The sequence below is a fragment of the Streptomyces beihaiensis genome, assembly GCF_026274175.1.
In the GTDB taxonomy this organism is placed as follows: domain Bacteria; phylum Actinomycetota; class Actinomycetes; order Streptomycetales; family Streptomycetaceae; genus Streptomyces; species Streptomyces beihaiensis.
Genome location: NZ_JAPHNL010000309.1, coordinates 1 through 20101 on the forward strand (window position 1 = coordinate 1; position 20101 = coordinate 20101).

The 20101-nt window shown below is 72.6% G+C and carries 17 protein-coding genes; 5 read left to right on the forward strand and 12 right to left on the reverse strand.

All coding sequences use genetic code 11. The features are described from left to right. Together OFY01_RS27030 and OFY01_RS27035 are read right to left on the reverse strand one after the other, a co-directional pair. Positions 1–837: aminotransferase class I/II-fold pyridoxal phosphate-dependent enzyme (locus OFY01_RS27030; protein ID WP_266604250.1), on the reverse strand; the 837-nt coding region annotated here is incomplete at its 3' end. 257 nt (positions 838–1094) lie between these two features. Beyond that, entirely contained in the window at positions 1095–2717 is a 1623-nt protein-coding gene (locus tag OFY01_RS27035; protein WP_266604217.1) for an ABC-F family ATP-binding cassette domain-containing protein, read from the reverse strand. Between the two features lie 156 nt (positions 2718–2873). On the opposite strand from OFY01_RS27035, the gene OFY01_RS27040 reads away from it, so the two are divergent. After that, complete coding sequence (locus tag OFY01_RS27040) at positions 2874–3692, forward strand: class I SAM-dependent methyltransferase (protein ID WP_266604219.1); 819 nt, start codon at positions 2874–2876, stop codon at positions 3690–3692. Between the two features lie 46 nt (positions 3693–3738). Continuing rightward, positions 3739–4101, forward strand: coding sequence for a VOC family protein (locus tag OFY01_RS27045; protein WP_266604221.1), 363 nt, complete (start codon positions 3739–3741; stop codon positions 4099–4101). A gap of 56 nt (positions 4102–4157) precedes the next feature. On the opposite strand, the gene OFY01_RS27050 is transcribed toward OFY01_RS27045, so the two are convergent. From OFY01_RS27050 to OFY01_RS27090, 9 genes are all read right to left on the reverse strand, one after another. Continuing rightward, entirely contained in the window at positions 4158–4688 is a 531-nt protein-coding gene (locus OFY01_RS27050; RefSeq protein ID WP_266604222.1) for a GNAT family N-acetyltransferase, read from the reverse strand. Between the two features lie 26 nt (positions 4689–4714). Further along, complete coding sequence (locus tag OFY01_RS27055) at positions 4715–4966, reverse strand: LapA family protein (protein ID WP_266604223.1); 252 nt, start codon at positions 4964–4966, stop codon at positions 4715–4717. 112 nt (positions 4967–5078) lie between these two features. Continuing rightward, complete coding sequence (locus tag OFY01_RS27060) at positions 5079–6890, reverse strand: CocE/NonD family hydrolase (protein WP_266604224.1); 1812 nt, start codon at positions 6888–6890, stop codon at positions 5079–5081. A 126-nt stretch (positions 6891–7016) separates the two neighbouring features. Continuing rightward, entirely contained in the window at positions 7017–7943 is a 927-nt protein-coding gene (locus tag OFY01_RS27065; RefSeq protein ID WP_266604251.1) for a S66 peptidase family protein, read from the reverse strand. A 20-nt stretch (positions 7944–7963) separates the two neighbouring features. After that, on the reverse strand, positions 7964–10066 hold the full coding sequence (locus OFY01_RS27070; protein WP_266604253.1) for a dipeptidyl-peptidase 5: 2103 nt from the start codon (positions 10064–10066) through the stop codon (positions 7964–7966). Between the two features lie 317 nt (positions 10067–10383). Further along, positions 10384–11748 (reverse strand): M20/M25/M40 family metallo-hydrolase, encoded by a 1365-nt coding sequence (locus OFY01_RS27075; RefSeq protein WP_266604225.1) that lies wholly within the window; start codon positions 11746–11748, stop codon positions 10384–10386. After that, on the reverse strand, positions 11741–12574 hold the full coding sequence (locus OFY01_RS27080; RefSeq protein ID WP_266604226.1) for a M55 family metallopeptidase: 834 nt from the start codon (positions 12572–12574) through the stop codon (positions 11741–11743). Before OFY01_RS27080 ends, OFY01_RS27075 begins: the two co-directional genes overlap by 8 nt. A 150-nt stretch (positions 12575–12724) precedes the next feature. Then, positions 12725–15175 carry an MFS transporter gene (locus tag OFY01_RS27085; protein WP_266604228.1) on the reverse strand — a complete coding sequence of 817 codons (2451 nt, stop codon included), beginning with the start codon at positions 15173–15175 and terminating at the stop codon, positions 12725–12727. A gap of 182 nt (positions 15176–15357) precedes the next feature. Beyond that, positions 15358–15801, reverse strand: a complete 444-nt coding sequence (locus OFY01_RS27090) for an SRPBCC family protein (protein WP_266604229.1) — start codon at positions 15799–15801, stop codon at positions 15358–15360. Positions 15802–15992: 191 nt separating this feature from the next. Here OFY01_RS27090 and OFY01_RS27095 point away from each other — a divergent pair, with 191 nt between their 5' ends. From OFY01_RS27095 to OFY01_RS27105, 3 genes are all read left to right on the forward strand, one after another. Then, entirely contained in the window at positions 15993–17054 is a 1062-nt protein-coding gene (locus tag OFY01_RS27095) for an Rv2578c family radical SAM protein (RefSeq protein ID WP_266604230.1), read from the forward strand. Positions 17055–17234: 180 nt separating this feature from the next. After that, positions 17235–18812: an alpha/beta hydrolase gene (locus OFY01_RS27100; RefSeq protein WP_266604231.1), complete on the forward strand. Its 1578-nt coding sequence runs from the start codon at positions 17235–17237 to the stop codon at positions 18810–18812. Positions 18813–19049: 237 nt separating this feature from the next. Next, positions 19050–19193: an N-acetyltransferase gene (locus tag OFY01_RS27105; RefSeq protein WP_266604232.1), complete on the forward strand. Its 144-nt coding sequence runs from the start codon at positions 19050–19052 to the stop codon at positions 19191–19193. A 31-nt stretch (positions 19194–19224) separates the two neighbouring features. Here the strand turns inward: OFY01_RS27105 and OFY01_RS27110 are convergent, their stop codons facing one another. Further along, a complete protein-coding gene (locus tag OFY01_RS27110) occupies positions 19225–19803 on the reverse strand; it encodes an adenylosuccinate lyase (RefSeq protein WP_266604234.1) in 579 nt (192 codons plus the stop codon). Positions 19804–20101: the final 298 nt, after the last annotated feature.

Sequence of the window (20101 nt, forward strand, 5' to 3'; positions counted from 1 at the left end):
CGCGACGGCGGCGGCACGGCGGCCGGTGACCTCGGGGCCCTCGTCGAGGACGTACGCCGCGGCGGCGGCGACCGGAGCGGCGAGCGTCGCGCCGGTGGCCGTGAGCACGTCGAGGACACGGGCGGCGAGCCGCTCGCCCTGGCCGGTGGTCGGGAAGCGCGCGCACGCGGCCGGCAGCGACGGCGGCAGGTAGGCGCCGGTGAGGTCGGTCAGGACGGTGACCAGGTCGGGGAACATCTCGGCGGGACCGAACAGCACGGTCCCGGTGCCCGGGTGCACGGTGTCCCGCCAGGTCTCGTCGCTGAGGATGTGCAGGCCCTCGCCCGCGGCGGCCTCCACCGCCTCGTGCAGCACCTCGGGCGGCGGCACGGTCCCCGTGGGGTCGTCGGCGACCGAGAGCACGAGGAGCCGCGGGTCGCCGCCCTCGTCCCTGACCCGGCGCACGGTCTCCAGCAGGGCGTACGGGTCGGGCACGCCTCCGCACTCGGCGGGGGTCGGTACGTGGAACACGTCGCGGCCCAGCAGGCGGGCCTGCGGCACCCACCAGGCCGGGCAGGGGCGGGGCACGAGCACGGCGCCGCCGAGCGCCGCGGTGATCGCGTGGAGCAGCGGGGCGGCGCCCGGCGCGGCGGTGACGTGCGCGCGCCGGGCGAGGAGGCCACGCCGTTGCCAGTAGCCGCGGGCCGCCTCCAGGAGGGCGGGGGCGCCGCCGGGCGGTTCGGCGGCGGCGCGGCCCGCCGCTCCCGCGACCACGGCGGCGAGGCCCGGCAGGACCGGGAGGCCGGTGTCGGGCAGCGGCGGCCCGTAGCGCACCGGGCCCCGGCCCACCGGGTCCATGAGGTCCGGGTGGCCGGGGTGGGCCGGCGGGCCGTGGCCGGGGCCCGGGGGATCCGCTCGCCGCATGCTGCCTCCGTCACCGTCGCGGGACCGGCCCGGCCGCGCGGGTCGGGTCCTCTCCCCCACCCTCACATCCCGCCCGCCTTCCTCGCGCGCGGTACGGCCCCAGGAGGGTGCCGCGCACGAGTCCGTCACGAGCGGGGCACGAGTCGGCGCGCGGTGAAGTGCGGTGCGCGGTGAGGTGCGGTGCGTGGCCGCTACCGGGCGCGCTCCACCCGCCGCTCGTCCCATACGGGCTCGGGCGTCTCGCGGACCCGCCCGTCCGAGCCGAAGACGAGGAACCGGTCGAAGGAACGGGCGAACCAGCGGTCGTGGGTGACGGCGAGCACCGTCCCGTCGAACGCCTCCAGGCCCTCCTGCAGCGCCTCGGCCGACTCCAGGTCGAGGTTGTCGGTCGGCTCGTCGAGCAGCAGGGCGGTGGCACCCGCGAGTTCGAGCAGCAGGATCTGGAAGCGGGCCTGCTGGCCGCCGGAGAGCCGCTCGAAGTTCTGTTCGGCCTGCGCCGTGAGCTCGTAGCGCCGCAGCAGTGACATGGCGGCGCCGCGGTCCTTGGCGTGGTCGCGCCACAGGATGTCGAGGAGCGGACGTCCGAGCAGCTCGGGGTGGGCGTGGGTCTGGGCGAAGTGGCCGGGGACGACGCGCGCGCCGAGCTTCCACTCCCCGGTGTGCCGAACGGAACCGTCGCCCGCGAGCAGGCGCAGGAAGTGGGACTTGCCCGAGCCGTTGGAGCCGAGGACCGCGACCCGCTGGCCGTAGAAGACCTCCAGGTCGAAGGGGTACATCAGGCCACTGAGTTCGAGCCCCGTGCAGGTGACGGCCCGCACCCCGGTGCGGCCGCCCTTGAGCCGCATGGTGATGTCCTGCTCGCGCGGCGGCTCGGGCGGCGGCCCGGCCTCCTCGAACTTGCGCAGCCGGGTCTGGGCAGCGGCGTACCGGGAGGCCATGTCGTGGCTGACGCTCGCCGCCTGCCGCAGGGTGACGACGAGTTTCTTCAGCTGGGCGTGCTTCTCGTCCCAGCGGCGGCGCAGCTCCTCGAAGCGGGCGAAGCGCTCGCGGCGGGCCACGTGGAAGGTGTCGAAGCCGCCGCCGTGCACCCAGGCGTCGGCGCCGCCGGGACCCGGTTCGACGCTGACGATCTTCTCGGCGCTGCGGGCGAGCAGCTCGCGGTCGTGGGAGACGAACAGGACGGTCTTGCGGGTCTCGCGCAGCCGCTCCTCCAGCCAGCGCTTGCCGGGCACGTCGAGGTAGTTGTCCGGCTCGTCGAGCAGGAGCACCTCGTCGGTGCCGCGCAGCAGCGCTTCGAGCACGAGCCGCTTCTGCTCGCCGCCGGAGAGCGTGCGCACCTCGCGGAACTGCGCCTTGTCGTACGGGACGCCGAGCGCGGCCGTGGTGCACATGTCCCACAGGGTCTCGGCCTCGTAGCCCTGTGCCTCGGCCCAGTCGGCGAGGGCCTGCGCGTACCGCATCTGCGCGGCCTCGTCGTCGACGGTCATGATCGCGTACTCGGCCTCGTCGACCGCCTTCGCCGCCTCGCGGATGCGCGGCGGGGCGACGGAGACGAGCAGGTCGCGCACGGTCGTCTCGTCGCGCACGGAGCCCACGAACTGGCGCATCACGCCGAGCCCGCCGCTGACGGTGACGGAGCCGCCGTGCGGCTGCAGCTCGCCCGAGATCAGCCGCAGCAGCGTGGTCTTGCCCGCGCCGTTGGGCCCGACCAGGGCGACGATCGCACCCTCGCCGACCCGGAAGGAGACGTCACCGAGCAGCGCCCGTCCGTCCGGCAGGTAGTACTCGAGGTGCGCGGCTTCCAGATGTCCCATGCCCGCATTGTGAACGGTCCCGGCAGGCGGCCACAAACCAATTCGCCCCGAGGACAGTTGTCCGTATGCCGAGATTCAGGTCTCACTATGCGAGGGGGCGGCGTACGGTGGCGATCGGACCGCCGACCGCGCGCACCTCGCCGAAAGGACCGGAACATGCCTCAGGAGACCGCCGTGTACACCCACGGCCACCACGAGTCCGTGCTGCGTTCGCACACCTGGCGCACGGCCGCCAACTCGGCCGCCTACCTGCTCGGTTCACTCAAACCGCACATGAAGATCCTGGACATCGGCTGCGGCCCCGGCACGATCACCGCCGACCTGGCCGAACTGGTCCCCGACGGGCGGGTGACGGGCGTCGACCGCGCGGAGAACGTCCTGGACCGGGCACGCGCCACGGCGGCCGAACGCGGCCTGACGAACGTGGAGTTCGCCACGGCCGACGTGCACGCCCTGGACTTTCCGGACGACACGTTCTGCGTAGTCCACGCCCATCAGGTGCTGCAGCACGTCGGCGATCCCGTGCAGGCGCTGCGCGAGATGCGACGGGTCACCAGGCCGGGCGGGATCGTCGCCGTGCGGGACGCCGACTACTCCGGGATGGCCTGGTATCCGCGGCTGCCCGGCATGGACGACTGGCTGGAGCTGTACCAGCGGGTGGCCCGCGCGGGCGGCGGCGAGCCGAACGCCGGCCCGGCCCTCAAGTCGTGGGCGATGCGGGCGGGTTTCACACCGGAACGGATCAGCGTGTCGGCCAGTACCTGGTGTTACTCCACGCCCGAGGAGATCTCCTGGTGGAGCGGTCTGTGGGCGGACCGTACGGTCGCCTCCGCCTACGCCGACCGCGCGACGGCGGGCGGCCATGCGACGGCCGAACGGCTCGAAGCGGTGTCCCGCGCCTGGCGGGAGTGGGGCACCCACGCGGACGCGGTCTTCACGGTGCCGCACGGCGAGATCCTCTGCCGCAAGGAGTGAGCGCGGACCGGTCCCTGAACAGGCATCGCCAACTAGGCTTGCCCGTATGGAGATCCTGGGCACCACGCTGCGCATCTGCGTCGATGACCTGGCGTCGTCGGTCGCGTTCTACGAGAACCTCACGGGCACCAGAGCGCTGCGCTTCGAGCGCGGCGGGGTGTCGGTGGCCGCGATCGGCTGCTTCCTTCTCATGAGCGGGCCGGAGGAGGAACTACAGGTGCTCCGCAGGGTGGCGGCGACCATCGCGGTGCACGACGTCGACAAGGCGTACGCCATGCTCACCGAGTCCGGTGCGAAGGTGCTCGCGGGGCCGGTGCCGACGCCGGTGGGCCGCAACCTCATCGCCGTCCATCCGGACGGTTCGGTCTTCGAGTACGCGGACCGGAAGACACCGGCCGAGCACGGCTGAGGGCGCTCGGGCGTCCGGCGCTCACGCGTGCGGCGCTCAGGCGTCTTCGGCGGGTGTCACTCGCGCATCTTTGCCGTGAGCGCCCAGCGCTCGTGGTCGCGCCACGCCCCGTCGACGTACAGGAAGTCCGGCGAGAGACCCTCCAGGCGGAATCCGGCGCGGCGGGCCAGGGCGATGGAGGCGGTGTTGCCCGGCTGGACGTTGATCTCGAGGCGATGCAGTCCGAGGGGCCCGAACGCGTGCCGCACGACCAGGTCGAGGCCCTCGGTCATGAGACCGCGCCCGGCGGCGTGGGCGAAGGCGCCGTAGCCGAGTGCGCCACAGCGGAAGGCGCCCATGACGACGTTGTTGATGTTGATGAATCCGGCGATGGCGCCGCCGGCACGCTCGCAGACCAGGAACCCGTGCCGGCCCGGCTCGTCGATGAGCCGCTGCGCGTACGCGGCGAACGACGCGGCGCCCAGCGGCGGGAAGAGCCACGGCCGGTGCAACGGTTCGCTCTCACGGGCGCGCGCGGTGAACTCGTCGGCGTCCTCGCGGGTGAGCGGACGGATCACGACGCGCGGGGTGGATGTGGTGTCGGACATCCGGTCAGGGTACGGACCCTCACCAGCTATCTTCGCCTGTTCCTTCGTGACATGAAGTACGCGCCGCAGGCCGCCCCGATGACGGCCACGCCGCCGAGCGCCAGGTACAGCGGCATGGTGACCTCGGGGATCAGCAGCCGGATCTTCACTTCTCGGGTGTTCTCGAAGACGAAGACCAGGACGAGCACGGCCAGGAGGATCATCGCGATCCTGCCCGGGGTGAACGGGCCGTCGCCGCCGCTCCGCTTCCCGGAGCTCGCGGTGTCCTTCGGACTCATCGCAGCGCCTCCCTCGGTCGTGTGAGGCCGTCGCCGCCTCCCACGTCAAGCATGGGCCGAAGGACGCGGGTCCCGCACCGGCCGAGGGCCGTACGGGTGAGGCGGCGCGCCGTCAGGACCCGGTCACGGGCAGCCGCAGGGTGCCCGTGTCGTCGGGGGCGCTGACCACGGTGACCGGCTTGATCCCCTTGTTGCCGCCGTACGCGTCGTCGCTCGCGGCGATCACGAAACGCAGCCGGTGCCCCTTCGCGAAGCGGTGCACGATGCCCGGCAGCGTGACGGTGAACGGCCGCGTCACGTCGGGCACCCGCACGGGTGCGACGAGCCGGTGCACAAGGGTCTTCGAACCGTCCGGCGCGATGTCGTACAGCTTCGCGAAGAGCACCAGCTTGTCGGCGGCGTCGCCGGAGTTCTGCGTCTGCTCGGCCTTCGGCGAGACGACCTTCAGGGTGGCCTTCGGCGCGCCGACGACATCGGCGGCCCGCGTCAGCGGTGCGCTGGTCCATCCCAGGTAGGTGCCTTTGATGTCGTACGGGGCGGGGTCGGGCAGCCCGATGAGCCCGGCCAGGGACGACTCGGAGTGACTCGTGGGGACGAGCCAGTTGCGGTACTCGCGGCTGCCGCGCACGACCTCGGCCCGGTTGCCGACCAGCTTGCCGTCGCCGGAGAGGTAGAGCGTGCGGGTGAGCGGCGGGACGGCGGAGGCGGTGGCGTAGGTGTGGTCCGGGTCGGCGATCCAGTCACGGTAGTAGGCGAAGGCGGGCCCGGTGTCGGCGCTCCTGTCGTGGCGCAGGTAGCGGTCGAACCAGGCCAGGACGCGGCGGCCCACGTACGACGTGTCGAGGTTGCCCTGCGACAGGTTCAGCTCGCCGCTCGACGGGTCGGTCTGGCCGCCGCTGTGGCCCCAGGACTGCCAGATCATCTTGGCGGTGGTCCCCTGCCGGGTCAGGGTGTCGTACGTCGCCCGCGCCTCGTTCAGGTTGAACAGGGTGTCGGCCTGACCCTGCACGAGCAGCGTCGGCGCCTTGACGTCCTTCAGGTACGAGACCGGGGAGACGCTGCGCGCGTAACGAAGCAGTTGCTTGGTCCGGTCGGCCGGGTAGCGGCCCGAGTCGAGGGTCTGGACGGTCCGGCAGGCGTCGTCGACGAAGTGCAGACAGGTGAGGCTGTTGACGCGGGAGGGGTCGAGCGAGGGGACGAGCAGCGGCTGGCCCTCGCCCATCAGGTAGAAGCCGTTGCTCCACTGCCACTTGAACGCGCCGGGCACGTCGCGGTCGGCGGCGTTCTGCGGATCGAGCGAGTACGCCAGGTCGTTCCAGGTGATCATCGGGACGAGCGCGTCGACGCGGTGGTCGACGGCGGCCGTGGCCATCTGGATCGCGCCCCCGTACGAGCCGCCGATCATGCCGACCCGGGGATCGCCCTTCGCGTCGGCCGTGACGTAGTCGATCCTGGTGCCGTCGTCAGCGGCGCGGGTACCGGCGAGGAAGTCGACCAGCGCCGAGGCCGCCTTGCCGTCGATGCGCGGGTCGTCGAGTGAGATCAGGCAGCCGGACCTGCCGAAGCCGAGCCCGGAGTAGGCGAGCGAGACATAGCCGCGCTCGGCGAACGCCTTGCCGGTCCCGGCCGTCGAGCTGTCGGACTTGCTGCCGCCGAACCCGTTGGTGGTGAGCACGGCGGGCGCGGGGTGCGCCGCGTCGACCCCGGCGGGCCGGTAAAGGTCGGCGTCCACCACGCAGCTGCGGCCGCCGGTGTCGACGGTGAACTTCAGGGCGGTGACGGTGTATTGACCGGTCGCGTGCGCCGGACCCGCGAAGGCGACCGGCGTGGCCACGGCGGCCAGAGCGGTGCCGATGGCGGCGACGAGCCGGAGACGGGGCCGGGATCTGCGCCCCGGTGCGGGCCTCTGTCCGGTGCTGGGCATACGACCTCCACGCAGATGATGTACCGACCAGTAGGTATGTGTGCGGAGTCATGGTGTGACGCGTGCGAGCCCACGGTCAATGACCGTGCAGGGGGAATTCCCGTGAAGAGGGTTCTCCCGCGGACTTCAGCTCAGCGCCGGAACGTCGAGCCTCAACGACCCGTCCTCCGCCGCCAGTTCCGCGCCGACCCCCAGCGGCACCGTCAACGCCCCGCGGCAGTGCCCGAACCCGAACTCCTCCACCACCGGCACCCCGAGCCCGCCCAGCCGGTCGGCGAGCAGGTTCCGCACGTCCGGGCCGTCGCACTCCGCCCATGAGCCGAGCAGCACACCCGAGACCCCGTCGAGCAGGCCGCCCCGTACGAGTTGGGTCACAGCGCGGTCGATCCGGTACGACTCCTCCCCCACGTCCTCCAGGCACAACAGCCCGCCCCGCGCGGACCGGCGCGCGCCCGGCGACCCGAGGTCGGCCGCGAGCAGGCTCAGACACCCACCGAGGGTGACGCCGCGCACCGTGCCGGGCACGAGCGCACGCGCGCCGTCCCCGGCAGCGATGGTCTGCACGGTCTCCGGTTCGAAGAGGGTCGCCCTGAGGTGCTCGCGCGCGCGGGCGTTGTCGAGGAAGTCGGCCGCGGCGACCATCGGCCCGTAGAGCGTGCTCACCCCGAGCCGATCCGCGAACGCCTCGTGCAGGGTCGTGATGTCGCTGTACCCGACGAACACCTTGGGCCGCGCCGCCCGCATCCGCCGCCAGTCGAGCAGGTCGACCATGCGCAGCGCGCCGTAGCCGCCACGGGCGCACAGCACCGCGTCCACGTCGGGGTCGCACCAGGCTCGTTGCAGGTCGGCGGCCCGGTCGGCGTCCGTGCCCGCGAGGTATCCCAACTCCTCGTGCGTGTCCAGGACGTGGGGTGCGACGACCGGCTCCAGGCCCCAGCCGCGCAGGATGTCGAGGCCCGCCAGGAGCCGGTCCTCGGGCACGGGCCCGCTCGGCGCGACCACGGCGGCCCGCGCCCCTGGGACGAGCCGCCGCGGACGGTGCAGGGCGGGCACGGGCATCGCCACCGGTCCGCTCACTTGGTGAGCTCCAGTCGCGGCACTCCGGCCGGACAGAGGCCGAACACCTGGGCGTACAGGGAGAGCTCCGCCTCAAGCGCCCGGATCAAGGTGTCGGCGCGCCGAAACCCGTGACCCTCCCCCTCGAAGGCGATGTACGCGTGCGGCACCTGTCGGCCCTCGCTCTCCACGCGTGCGAGGAACCGCTCGCACTGGGCGGGCGGGCAGATCACGTCGTCGAGTCCCTGGAGCAGCAGGAACGGGACGGTGAGCCGGTCGGCGCGCTCGGCCGGGGAGCGCTCCGCGTACCGCGTGGGCGCCTCGGCGGGCGGCCCGACCAGTGTGTCCAGGTAGCGCGACTCGAAGTCGTGCGTCTGGCCGTTGCTCCACGTCCTCAGGTCGAGGACGGGGTAGGTGATGGTGCCGCAGGCGTAGACGTCGGTGCCGGTCAGGGATGCCGCCGCGGTCCAGCCTCCGGCGCTGCCGCCGCGGATGGCGAGGCGGCGCCGGTCGGCGGTGCCCTCGTCGGCGAGCGCGCGGGCGACGGCCGCGCAGTCCTCGACGTCGACGACGCCCCACTGCTCGCGCAGCCGGTTGCGGTACTCGCGCCCGTATCCGGTGGAGCCCCCGTAGTTGACCTCGGCGACGCCGATGCCGCGGGAGGTGAAGTAGGCGATCTCCAGGTCGAGGACGAGCGGCGCGTGGCTGGTGGGCCCGCCGTGCGCCCACACGACGTACGGCGGGAGTTCGTCGTCGGGCGCCACGTGCGTGGGGCTGTGCGGCGGGTAGATGTGGGCGTGGATGTCACGGCCGTCGGGCCCGGTGAACGTGCGGATCTGCGGCTCCGGATAGTACGCCGGGTCGACCGCGTCGCGGTGCGCGGCGCCGATCACCCTGGCGCGCCCGGTGCGGGTGTCGAGCTCCACCACCTCGGGCGCCGAGCGGGGGCTCGCGGCGACGCCGAGGACGCGGGTGCCGTGCACCGCGACGGTCGGGGCCCACGCGGTCCACGGGCCCGCGGTGTCGACGACCTCACCGGTCTCCGGATCGAGCACGCCGAGGGAGGTGGAGCCGACGCCGTGCACGACGGCGATCAGACCGGACTTCAGCGGTTGGAACCAGGTCTGCCCGATCCTCCACAGCGGACCGCCGAACTCCTCGTGGCGGGCGCACAGCGGTCGCGGCGTGGCCGCCGCCGTCCGACCGGGCGAGCCGCCTCCCGGCGTCGTGGGCACGGACAGGACGGGGGCGCCCCGCAGGCCGGCCGAGCGGGGCGGTGCGGGTGCCTCGGCAGAGACCCGCAGGCCGCCCCGCACGTCGAGCCGGTACAGATTCCACCAGCCGCCCGTGTCACCGGAGTAGACCAGCGCCCCGTCTGCGCTCCACTCGACCTGGCAGATGGACTCCTCGGCGCCTCCGGCCACCACCTGCGACGGCCCGAACGTACCGTCCTGCGTCACGTCGGCCAGCAGCAGTTCGGTACCGTCCCACGGCATCCTCGGGTGGTCCCACGCGATCCACGCGGCCCGCCGCCCGTCCGGGGAGACCCGGGCTCCGGTGACGAACCGGTGGGCGTCGTCGGTGAGTTCGCGCACCGCGCCGCGATCCTCGGCGGCCGAGCCGTCGAGCGGAACGGCCGCGATCACGCGCCGCACATCGGTGGGCCGTTCACCGGTGAACTCCTCCAGGACGCACCAGACTTCGCCCCGCTCGTCGTGCACCTGCGGGTCGACCCAGCGCAGGCCGCCGCCGACCGCCGACAGCGGGGTGAGCGGCCGCGGCTCGGCTTCCGGCGCCTCGGGCTCGTACGCGTACAGCCGCTGGTCCGCGAAGTTCACGAAGACGACGAGCGGGCCCTCGGGTGTCCGGGTGCCCGCCCAGGGGCGCCCGCCGTACTCGATGACTCGGCTGCGCACGTTCCACGGCGCGGGGAGCACCGAACTCTCCGAGCCGTCGGCCGCCCGTCGCACGAGGGCGCGCCGACCGCCCTCTGCGGGCCTCGGCTCGGTCCACCATGCCTCGTCGCCCACGAACCCCGGGAAATCCGGGCTGCCGTCGTTGGCAGCGGCCAGCGCCGCGTCGATCGGCGACGGCCAGTCCCCGAACTGCTGTGTCTGCATCATGATGTCCCCGTCCCCAAACCCTCCGGCCCCCTCGTCTTCCCTGGGCCCTCTCCGTGTTCTGTGCTCTGCCCTCGCACCGCGCGCCTCACACGGCCCGATCCCCACGCACCGGTCAAGCTCCACGCACCGCCCGGGCTCCACACACCGCCCAGGCTCCACGCGCGGACCGCACGCCCCCCGCGACCACCTGCCCCTCGTGTGCCCGGATCCCCGCCGCTGCCCGTCCCCCAGTGTGCCCGTCCTCCCGCGGTCCCGTCGCGCCGCGAAACCGCCATCCGTCCCGAAGTCGCCGTCGTGCCCGTTCATGCGCGCGGTCAGACGGTGCGCAGGAAACGGTCGAGGACCCGCACACCGAAGTGCAGCGCGTCGACCGGCACCCGTTCGTCCACTCCGTGGAAGAGCGCCTGGTAGTCGAAGCCCTCCGGGAGTCTGAGCGGGGCGAAGCCGTATCCCGTGATGCCGAGTCGGGAGAACTGCTTGGCGTCGGTGCCGCCCGACATGCAGTACGGGACGATGTGGCCCTCCGGCGCGAACTCCTCGACGGCTGCGCGCATCGCGGCGAAGGTCGGCGAGTCGACCGGGGCCTGCAGCGCCACCTCGCGGTGCTGGTACTCCCAGTCGACGTCCGGCCCGGTCAGGTCGTCGAGGGTCCGCCGGAACTCGTCCTCGAAGCCGGGCAGACAGCGGCCGTCGACGTGGGCCGTGGCCTCGCCGGGGATGACGTTGATCTTGTAACCGGCGGACAGCATCGTCGGGTTGGCGCTGTTGCGGACGGTCGGCGCGACCAGGTCGGCGGCCGGGCCGATGGCCGCGAGCAGGGCGTCGACGTCGAAGCCGGGCGCGGCGAGGTCGGCGGCGGGCCCGTCGATCCCGTACAGCGCGGCCAGTTCGCCCAGCGCGGCGCGCACCGTCGGGGTCAGGCGGACCGGCCAGTCGTGCTCGGCGATGCGGGCTACGGCAGCGGCGAGGCGGCTCACCGCGTTGGCCCGGTTGACCTTCGAGCCGTGGCCCGCCGTGCCGCGTGCGGTGAGCCTGAGCCAGGCGGTGCCGCGCTCTCCCGCCGCGATGGGGTAGATCTGCCGTCCCGCGCCGTCGTGGAAGGTGAAGGCGCCCGACTCGCTGATGCCTTCCACGCAGCCCTCGAACAGGTCGCGGTGGCGGTCGGCGAGGAACCCGGACCCGTCCTCGGCGCTGGCCTCCTCGTCGGCGGTGAAGGCGATGACGATGTCGCGCCGGGGCCGAAAGCCCACTCGCGCCCATTGCCGAACGGTCGCGAGGATCATCGCGTCCATGTTCTTCATGTCGACGGCGCCCCGCCCCCATACGACGCCGTCGCGGATCTCACCGGAGAACGGGTGCACGCTCCAGTCGGCGGTCTCGGCGGGCACCACGTCGAGGTGGCCGTGGACGAGAAGCGCGTCGGCGCCCGGATCGGTGCCCTCGACGCGCGCGACCACGTTGGCGCGGCCGGGGGTGCGCTCCAGGATCGTCGGCTCCAGGTCCGCCTCGGCGAGCCTGGCCGCGGCGTACTCGGCGGCCGGCCGCTCCTTGCAGTCGCCGCCGCCGCGGTTGGTGGTGTCGATGCGGATCAGGTCGCAGGTGAAGGCGACGACCTCGTCGAGCGCCTGCTGGTCGACGGCGGGCGCCCGGTCGGCGCCCGGCGGGTGCTGGTCAGCCATATTCTTCCTCCACCGCGGCCGAGGCGATCGTGGTGACCGCCTTGAAGGTACGGATGCCCTCGTACATGGTGTCGTGCGTGTAGGCGATCCGGCGCTCGCCGACCCGGGCGACGCCGGGCACGACGGTCGAGGCCATGGCCAGGTGCTCGGCGTCGAACTCCACCGCCACCGTGAACGGCCCGCCCGGCACCGGCTCGTGGCGCACCGCGGCCGAGGCGGCGTCCTTGGCCGCGGACCGGATCTCGGCCGCCGTGCGCGCGGGGGTGCGGCAGACCGCCGCGTACCGCGAGACGTGGTCCTTGACGGCGACCTTGCGGGCCTCGGGCGCGTAGCCCAGCGCGTCGTCGCACGCGTGGTCGTCGCCGGTGACCAGGACCACGGGGACGCCGTACTCGGCGGCCACATGCGCGTTGAGCAGGCCCTCGCTGGCCCGTATGTCGTTGAGCCACACGCCCGTGATGGAGTTGGCGAGGTAGGTGTGCGCGAGGACGCCCTCCATGCCCGCGCCCGCGTGGTAGCCGACGAAGGCGATGCCGTCCACGTCGCCGTGCTGGACGCCCTCCACCATGGACAGGGACTTGTGACGCCCGGTGAGCATCTGGGCGCGCTCGTCGAGCTGTTCGAGCAGCAGATTGCGCATGGTCCAGTGCGCCTCGTTGATGAGCACCTCGTCGGCGCCGCCGTCGAAGAAGCCCAGCACCGCCGCGTTCACGTCGGACGTGAACAAGGCGCGGCAGCGCTCCCACTGCGGTGTGCCGGGCAGGACGTCCGCGGGCCATGTCACACCCGTGGCGCCCTCCATGTCGGCGCTGATGAGGATCTTCATGCCCAGCACCGTACGCGGATCGCGGCGCCCCTCACCATGCCTGTGGAAAACTGTCGGTGGAGTGGACCGGTGTCGCACCCGTTCGGCGTGATGTCCGCTCGTCAGCTGCGTGGGAGGGGCTCTTCACCGCGGGCGGCCGGGGCCTCGGCCTCAGTCCTCGTGGCCGAGCTGGAGGTCCCGCTCGGTACGTCCGCCGCCCGCGACCCGCAGCACCGTGGCCACCGGCGGGTACCCGGCCGCGATCACGGTGTACTCACCGGACGACAGGTCGACGAACCGGAACGTTCCGTCGGGTCCCGTCGTCAGCGTGTCGACGACGTTGCCCGCGACGTCGAGGAGCGTGACCCGGGCGTCCTCGACGGGTCGCCCGCCCCCGGCCCGCACGGTCCCGCGCAGTACCGCCCCGCCCGCGAGCTCCACGTCCTGCCGGGTCTCGCGGGAGGCCATCACGGTCACCGGCAGGGCGGCCGGGCGGAACGCGGGCGCGCTGGCGGCCAGGGTGTACTCACCGGCCACCAGCTCCGTGATGGCGTACTCGCCCTCACGTCCGCTGCGGGTCGTCGCGACGACCTCACCGTGCGCGTTGGTCAGCGTGACGGTCGCCTCGCGCACGGGCGAACCGTCCGCCGTGCGCACGGTTCCGGCGAGCCGTCCCGCGCCGCCGAGCACCACGTCGAGTTCGACGGGCCGCTCGCCGACGGTGACCGTGACGGCCTGCGGCTGGTGGCCGCCCGCCGCGGCGATCAGGACGTAGCTGCCGGAACCCGGTGTGGCCAGGGCGTAGCGTCCGTCGTCGGCGCTCGCGCCGCGCCCGATCTGGGCACCGCCGGCGTCGATGAGGGTCAGCGCGGCGCTCGGCACCGCGGAGCCGTCGGAGTGCCGCACCGTGCCGCAGACGGGGACGCCGGTGGCGTGGGCGCCGCGGTCCTGCGCGGGGACGGTGGCGACAACCCGCTCCGGGGCGGCGGGCACGGGGTTCTCGGAGGGAGCGGCGCTGGACACCAGGGGTTTCTCCTTGAGGAAGAAGGCGAGGAGCAGGCCCGCGGTGAGGACCGGCACCAAGTAGAGGAAGATCCGCGGCATCGCCTCGGCGTACGCCTCGATGTAGGGCGCGCGCAGCGCCTTCGGCATGGCGTGAACAAGCTGCGGAGTGATGGACTCGGCGTCGGGCAGGCCCCTGCCGTCGGCGGGCAGCCGGTGGGCGAGGGCGTCGGCGAGCCGGTTGGTGAAGAGGGTGCCGAAGACCGCGGCTCCGACGCTGCCGCCGATCTGCCGGAAGTAGTTGTTGGCGCTCGTCGCGGTGCCCAGGTCCGAGGGGCGTACGGAGTTCTGCACGACCAGGACGAGGACGGGCATGATCAGACCGATACCGGCGCCGAGGACCGCCATGTAGACGCTGTACTCGAGCCGTGGGGTGTCGGCTTGGAGGCGGGAGAGCAGATACATGCCGAGCGCGGAGAGCACGCCGCCGAGGATCGGGTAGATCTTGTAGCGCCCGGTGTGGCTGATGAGTTGGCCGGAGACGATGGAGGCGCCGACGACGCCGCCCATCATGGGCAGCATGAGCAGCCCTGACTTGGTGGCGCTGGCGCCGTCGACCATCTGCAGGAACGTCGGCAGGTAACTGGCCGCGCCGAACAGGGCGATACCGACGATCATGCCGACGAGCCCGCTCAGGTTGAACACGGAGTCACGGAACAGCCGCAGCGGGATGAGGGGTTCGGCCGCGTACTTCTCGGCGACGACGAACAGCACGGCGGCGGCCACGGCGCCCGCGCCGAGCCCGACGATGACCCGGTCGCCCCAGGCGTACTCGGTACCGCCCCAACTGGTCAGCAGGACGAGGCAGGTCGAGGTGGCGGCGAGCAGCAGCGCGCCGAGGACGTCGAGGCGGGCCCTGGCCGCCGGTCGGGGCAGCTTGAGGACGAGGGCCGTGACCAGCAGGGTGACGAGGCCGAACGGGACGTTGATGTAGAAGCACCAGCGCCACGACAGATGGTCGGTGAAGTAGCCGCCGAGCAGCGGGCCCGCGACCGAGGCGAGGCCGAACGCGGCGCCGATCAGACCCATGTAGCGGCCGCGGCGGCGCGGCGGGACGACGTCGGCGATGATCGCCTGCACGCCGATCATGAGGCCGCCCGCGCCGACGCCCTGGACCGCGCGGAACGCGACGAGCTGGTCCATGGTCTGCGCCCGTCCCGCGAGCGCGGAGCCTACGACGAACGTCAGGATCGCGAACTGGAATACGCCCTTGCGGCCGTACAGGTCACCGAACTTGCCGTAGACCGGCAGGCCGACCGTGGAGGTGAGCAGGTAGGCGGTGATGGCCCAGGACATCTTGTCGAGGCCGTGCAGTTCGCCGACGATCCTCGGGAGCGCGGTCGCGACGATCATCTGGTCGAGCGCGGCGAGCAGCAGCGCGAGCATCAGGCCGACGAAGACCATCCGTACGCGGGCGGGACTGAGCCCGTGCGTGGGCAACGGCTCGCGCTCCCCGGCCGGTTCGGGCCCGGCCGGGGGCGCGGCCACGGCGTCCGGGGCCGCCGGGGGAGGTGTCGTCGGCTCCCCCGCGGCCTCGGTCACCAGCGTCGTCGTACCCACCTGCGGCTCCCCTCGTCGCTCCTGCGCCGCACATTTCTCGCATCGCGCGACAAGTGCGGGCAAGCTCAACCGGGCGCCGTTCAGGCGGGCTTGATCGACATAAGCGCCGGTAGGAGCCCTACGGCGTACAACTGCGGTGAAACGAAAACCACTCGAAGTGACTACAGGGACTGCTACTCGATCTACTTCTCGACCTCGGCGGCGAGGTTGGCGAGGACGGCGTCGTAGATGCGGCCGAGACCCTTGGGCGCGAAGGTCTTCTCGAAGAAGCCGCCGATGCCGCCCGCCCCGTTCCACACACTGGTGACGACGACGCGCGCCTTGCCCTCGCCTGCCGGGGTGACGCGCCACGTCGTCACCATCGAGGAGTTGCGGTCCTTCTCGACGAGTTCGCCGTCGGTGGGCTCGGTCACGTCGAGCAGGCAGTCGCGGACGCGCTTGCTGGTGGCCTGGAGCTTCCAGTGGACGAGCGTGCCCTCCCCGTCGCCGCCCTCGCGCACCTCGTACTCGCTGAAGTGCTCGGACAGCAGCTTCCCGCGGGTGCCGCTGTAGTCGGCGAGGGTGTCGAACACGTCGTCCGGCTTCGCCGCGACGACACGCTCCGTGGTGGCCTCGACCTGCGCCATGACACTTCCTCCAGCACTTGGATCTTCAGGGATCGCCCAGGGGGTTGCCCAGGGGGCGGTGCCAAGCCAACCACCCTCCGTACCCGCCGCAAAATCCGGCCCCGCCCCGGCGGCCGCCGGACCAAAGACCCGTTCGCACGATCATGGGAACAGATGTTCTATTCTGTGGCCAGCGCTACCGAGGAGGCGTCATGCGCTGGGAGAACCTCACGGACGACGACACAGGGGCGTCCGACGCCCACGGGCGGACACCGGACGCCGCGCTGTTCGGCGCGGACGCGGTGACGACCCGCACCGTCGACACCCCGGAGTTCCGCGGGGTGACGTTCCACGAGATCCGGGCCCGGTCGATAGTGAACCGCGTGCCCGGGGCGTCGCGGATGCCGTTCGAGTGGACCGTCAATCCGTACCGTGGCTGTACGCACGCGTGCGTCTATTGTTTCGCTCGCAACACCCACAGCTATCTGGATCTCGACACCGGGCTCGGCTTCGACAGCCAGATCGTGGTCAAGGTGAACGCGCCGCAGCTGCTGCGCCACCGCCTCGCCTCGCGCACCTGGCACGGCGAGCACATCGCGATGGGCACGAACGTCGACTGCTACCAGCGGGCCGAGGGGCGCTACCGGCTGATGCCGGGCATCATCGAGGCCCTGCGCGACTACGCGAACCCGTTCTCGATCCTCACCAAGGGCACACTGGTCCTGCGCGACCTCGACCTGCTGCGACAGGCGGCCGAGGTGACCGAGGTCGGCATCTCGGTGTCGGTCGGATTCGTGGACCGGGAGCTGTGGCGGACCGTGGAACCGGGCACGCCCGCGCCCGAGCGCCGGCTCGACGTCGTACGCGCGCTCGCCGACGCCGGGATCGGGTGCGGCGTACTGATGGCACCGGTGATCCCGTTCCTCGGCGACCGGCCCGAGCAGCTGCGGGAGACGGTCCGGGCCATCGCCCGCGCGGGCGCGACGTCCGTCACCCCGCTCGTCCTCCACCTGCGCCCCGGCGCACGCGAATGGTTCATGGCGTGGCTGGAAACACACCACCCGTACTTGGTACGGCGTTATGAGCGGCTCTACGCGCACGGGGCCTACGCGCCCACGTGGTACCAGCGGCGCGTCACCCGCCAGGTGCACGAGCTGGCCCAGGAGTTCGGGATCGGCCCCACGCGGTCGGGCGCGGCGCGGCGCATCCAGGAGCGCGCCGAACCCGCCCCCGGCCGCGCGGGCCCGGAACCGACCCAGTTGACCCTGTTGTGAGCGCGCCGGCCTCTGGGCCCGCGAGCCCCTGCGCCCGCGAGCCCGTGGGCCCGTACGTGGGCGGTTCCGGGCGCAATCGGGTCATCTTCCGGGGAACCGGATTTGGCCGGTGTCCGCGCCGGAAGCATGCGGCGGGGGCCGTGGTCCCGCGGCCCTGAACCCTCCGCCCCGGGAAGCCCGATGAAGAGACCCGCAGCCGCCCTGTGCGGAATCGCGGCCCTGGCCGCCGCCTCGCTCACCGCTGTTCCGGCCGCCGCCCAGTCCGGCGCCGCCGCGCCCCGCCCGGCCTCGCTCACCTGGAAGAAGTGCGGTGTCAAGAGGTACCCCGCGCTGCAGTGCGCGTCGTTGAAGGTGCCGCTCGATCACGACCACCCGGACGGGCGACACATCACCCTCGCCCTGTCGCGGGTCCCGCACACGGCGAAGAAGTCCCAGGGCCCCCTCCTGGTGAATCCCGGCGGTCCGGGCGGCAGCGGCCTCACGCTTGCCGGATACGTCGCCAAGAACCTCCCCCGGAAGGTCGCGGCCCAGTACGACGTGATCGGGTTCGACCCGCGCGGCGTCGGCAGGAGCACTCCGGCGCTCGACTGCGTGCCCGGCTACTTCGACCCGGTGCGCCCGCCCAGCGTGCCGACGACGCCCCGCATCGAGCACGAGAACCTCGAACGGGCCCGGTCGTTCGCGAAGGCGTGCGGGAAGAAGTACGAGGACCTGCTGCCCTTCATGGACACGGTCAGCACGGTCAAGGACATGGACGCGATCAGGGCCGCGCTCGGCGCGCCGAAGCTCAACTACTTCGGCTACTCGTACGGCACCTACCTCGGGCAGGTGTACGCCCGCTACTTCCCGCAGCGGGTGCGCCGCTTCGTACTCGACTCGATCGTCGACCCCACGGGGGTCTGGTACGACGACAACATGGAGCAGGACCTCGCGTTCAACGCGCGCCAGCGGGCCTTCATGGCGTGGGTGGCCAAGTACGACGCGACGTACAAGCTCGGCAAGGACCCGGCGAAGGTCGAGGCCGAGTGGTACGCGATGCGCGCGGCGCTCGCGAAGAAGCCCGCGGACGGGAAGGTCGGCGCCGGGGAACTGGAGGACACGTTCCTGCCGGGCGGCTACTACGACGGCTACTGGCCGGACCTCGCCGCCGCGTTCGCCGCGTACGTCAACGACAAGGACCCCGGCCCGCTGGTCGACGCCTACGAGAACTACGCCGCGGTCGACGCGTCGGGCGACAACGGCTACAGCGTCTACACCGCCGTGCAGTGCGGCGACGCGCCGTGGCCCCAGGACTGGGCGCAGTGGCGGCGCGACAACGACATGGTGCACGCGAAGGCGCCCTTCTCGACCTGGAACAACGCCTGGTACAACGCGCCGTGCGCGTTCTGGCCGACCGCGCCGCACGGGCCGACGGACGTCACCAACGACGACATCCCGCCGGTCCTGCTCTTCCAGGCGACGAACGACGCGGCCACCCCGTACGAGGGCGGCGTGAGCGCGCACCGCCTGTTGCGCGGTTCGAGCCTGGTCGTCGAGGAGGGCGGCGGCAACCACGGCATCACGCTCAGCGGCAACCACTGCCTCGACGGCTATCTGGCGGCGTACCTCGCCAAGGGCGAGGTACCGCGCGGTTCGGGCGGCGAGGCGGACGCCACGTGCCACAAGCTGCCGGACCCGAAGCCGTCGTCACGGACGAGGTCGACTCCGAACGCCGGACGCGGCACGCTGCTGCACGGGATGCTCGGCCCTCGCGTGTGAGATTCGGCCCCGGGCCGGGCCGGCCGCGGCCGGCCGCGGGCGGGCAGGCGGGCAGGCGGGCAGGCGGGCAGGCGAGAATGTATGGATGTCCCGGCTCTCCCGCCCGTTCACCGACGGCCCGTCCGGCGAGGACGAGCCCTACGCCTTGTACGCGCACCCCGGCCCTCTGTCGACCGGGGTGGGGCGTGCTCTGCTCGAAGCGCGTGCGGCGGGGCCGTCGCCGCCGGACGCCCCGCGATGCGGCTGTGGGTCGTGGAGGCCGACACCCGGGCCCGCCGGTTCTACGAGCGGGCCGGGTTCGCGGCCGACGGAGGCCGGGAGCCGTTCGAGATCGCCGGCGTGCCGGTGCCCGAGATCCACTATGTGCGGACGTTCGGGTGACGGCGGGGAACCGGCCACGTCGGCGCCCCCGTCACCGCCGCTTCGACGGCAGCCGCGCCAGCGCCGCCGACGCCGCCATCGCCAGGCGCGGATGGGCCGCCGCCTCGGTCAGGACCTCGCGGGCACGGGGGTCGGCGAGGCTGCCCAGGCCCTCCACGCAGGCGAGAGCCACCTTGCGGTACGGGTCGTGGGGGACCAGACGGCGACGGAGCGTGGTGATCAGGGCGGGGGCCGACTCGGGCGCGCGCAGGCGGGTGAGCAGGCGGACCGGGTGCAGGGCGTAGGCGACGCGTAATTCGTTGGTCGCCAGGGCCGCCGCCGCGCGCGCCGTGCGCGGGTCGCCGAGGACGGCGAGCGCGTGCGCGGCGCTCGCGCAGCGCTCCTGATCGCGGTGGTTCAGGAGCAGGACGAGGGACTCGAAGGCCCTGCGGTCGCCCGCCACACCGAGCCGGAAAGCCGCCAACTCCCGCGCCCACAGGGGCTGCTCGGGCGCGGTGAGAACGTCCGCGAGGACGTCCTGTTCGTCCGTGGCGGCGAGGTGCTCGTAGGCGGCCGTACCGCCGGATTCCTTCCGGATGCGTTCTGTCACCGCTCGCAACGCTTCGTCCATGACGACGAGGGTAGACCGGTGAGCCACGGCGACATAGATCACAGGAAGCAGCCGATCCAGGGGCTGGCGCGCTCGTTACTCGGTGGTTAAGCTCATGTGAGCGGGGCATACTCCCCGCAACGCCACGAGTGGCGGTCTGGTGACGCGGCCGCCTCACGTGTGATCAGCGGTACGGCACGGCTCCGGGACAGGGCCGGCCGGTTCTTCCCGTGCGGTTCTTCTCTGCCCGCGCGGGAGTTCCCTCACTTCTCCCGTTCTTCTCCCGTTTTTCCTGCTCTTCTTCAGCTCTTCTCCTGCC

Bases quoted from the DNA above. Each gene is read 5' to 3' on its own strand.
- OFY01_RS27070 (WP_266604253.1), bottom strand. From the start codon at position 10,066: ATGCAGACACAGCAGTTCGGGGACTGGCCGTCGCCGATCGACGCGGCG.
- OFY01_RS27100 (WP_266604231.1), top strand. From the start codon at position 17,235: ATGAAGAGACCCGCAGCCGCCCTGTGCGGAATCGCGGCCCTGGCCGCC.
- OFY01_RS27050 (WP_266604222.1), bottom strand. From the start codon at position 4,688: ATGTCCGACACCACATCCACCCCGCGCGTCGTGATCCGTCCGCTCACC.
- OFY01_RS27035 (WP_266604217.1), bottom strand. From the start codon at position 2,717: ATGGGACATCTGGAAGCCGCGCACCTCGAGTACTACCTGCCGGACGGA.
- OFY01_RS27095 (WP_266604230.1), top strand. From the start codon at position 15,993: ATGCGCTGGGAGAACCTCACGGACGACGACACAGGGGCGTCCGACGCC.
- OFY01_RS27110 (WP_266604234.1), bottom strand. From the start codon at position 19,803: ATGGACGAAGCGTTGCGAGCGGTGACAGAACGCATCCGGAAGGAATCC.
- OFY01_RS27090 (WP_266604229.1), bottom strand. From the start codon at position 15,801: ATGGCGCAGGTCGAGGCCACCACGGAGCGTGTCGTCGCGGCGAAGCCG.
- OFY01_RS27060 (WP_266604224.1), bottom strand. From the start codon at position 6,890: ATGCCCAGCACCGGACAGAGGCCCGCACCGGGGCGCAGATCCCGGCCC.
- OFY01_RS27040 (WP_266604219.1), top strand. From the start codon at position 2,874: ATGCCTCAGGAGACCGCCGTGTACACCCACGGCCACCACGAGTCCGTG.
- OFY01_RS27105 (WP_266604232.1), top strand. From the start codon at position 19,050: ATGCGGCTGTGGGTCGTGGAGGCCGACACCCGGGCCCGCCGGTTCTAC.
- OFY01_RS27055 (WP_266604223.1), bottom strand. From the start codon at position 4,966: ATGAGTCCGAAGGACACCGCGAGCTCCGGGAAGCGGAGCGGCGGCGAC.
- OFY01_RS27080 (WP_266604226.1), bottom strand. From the start codon at position 12,574: ATGAAGATCCTCATCAGCGCCGACATGGAGGGCGCCACGGGTGTGACA.
- OFY01_RS27045 (WP_266604221.1), top strand. From the start codon at position 3,739: ATGGAGATCCTGGGCACCACGCTGCGCATCTGCGTCGATGACCTGGCG.
- OFY01_RS27075 (WP_266604225.1), bottom strand. From the start codon at position 11,748: ATGGCTGACCAGCACCCGCCGGGCGCCGACCGGGCGCCCGCCGTCGAC.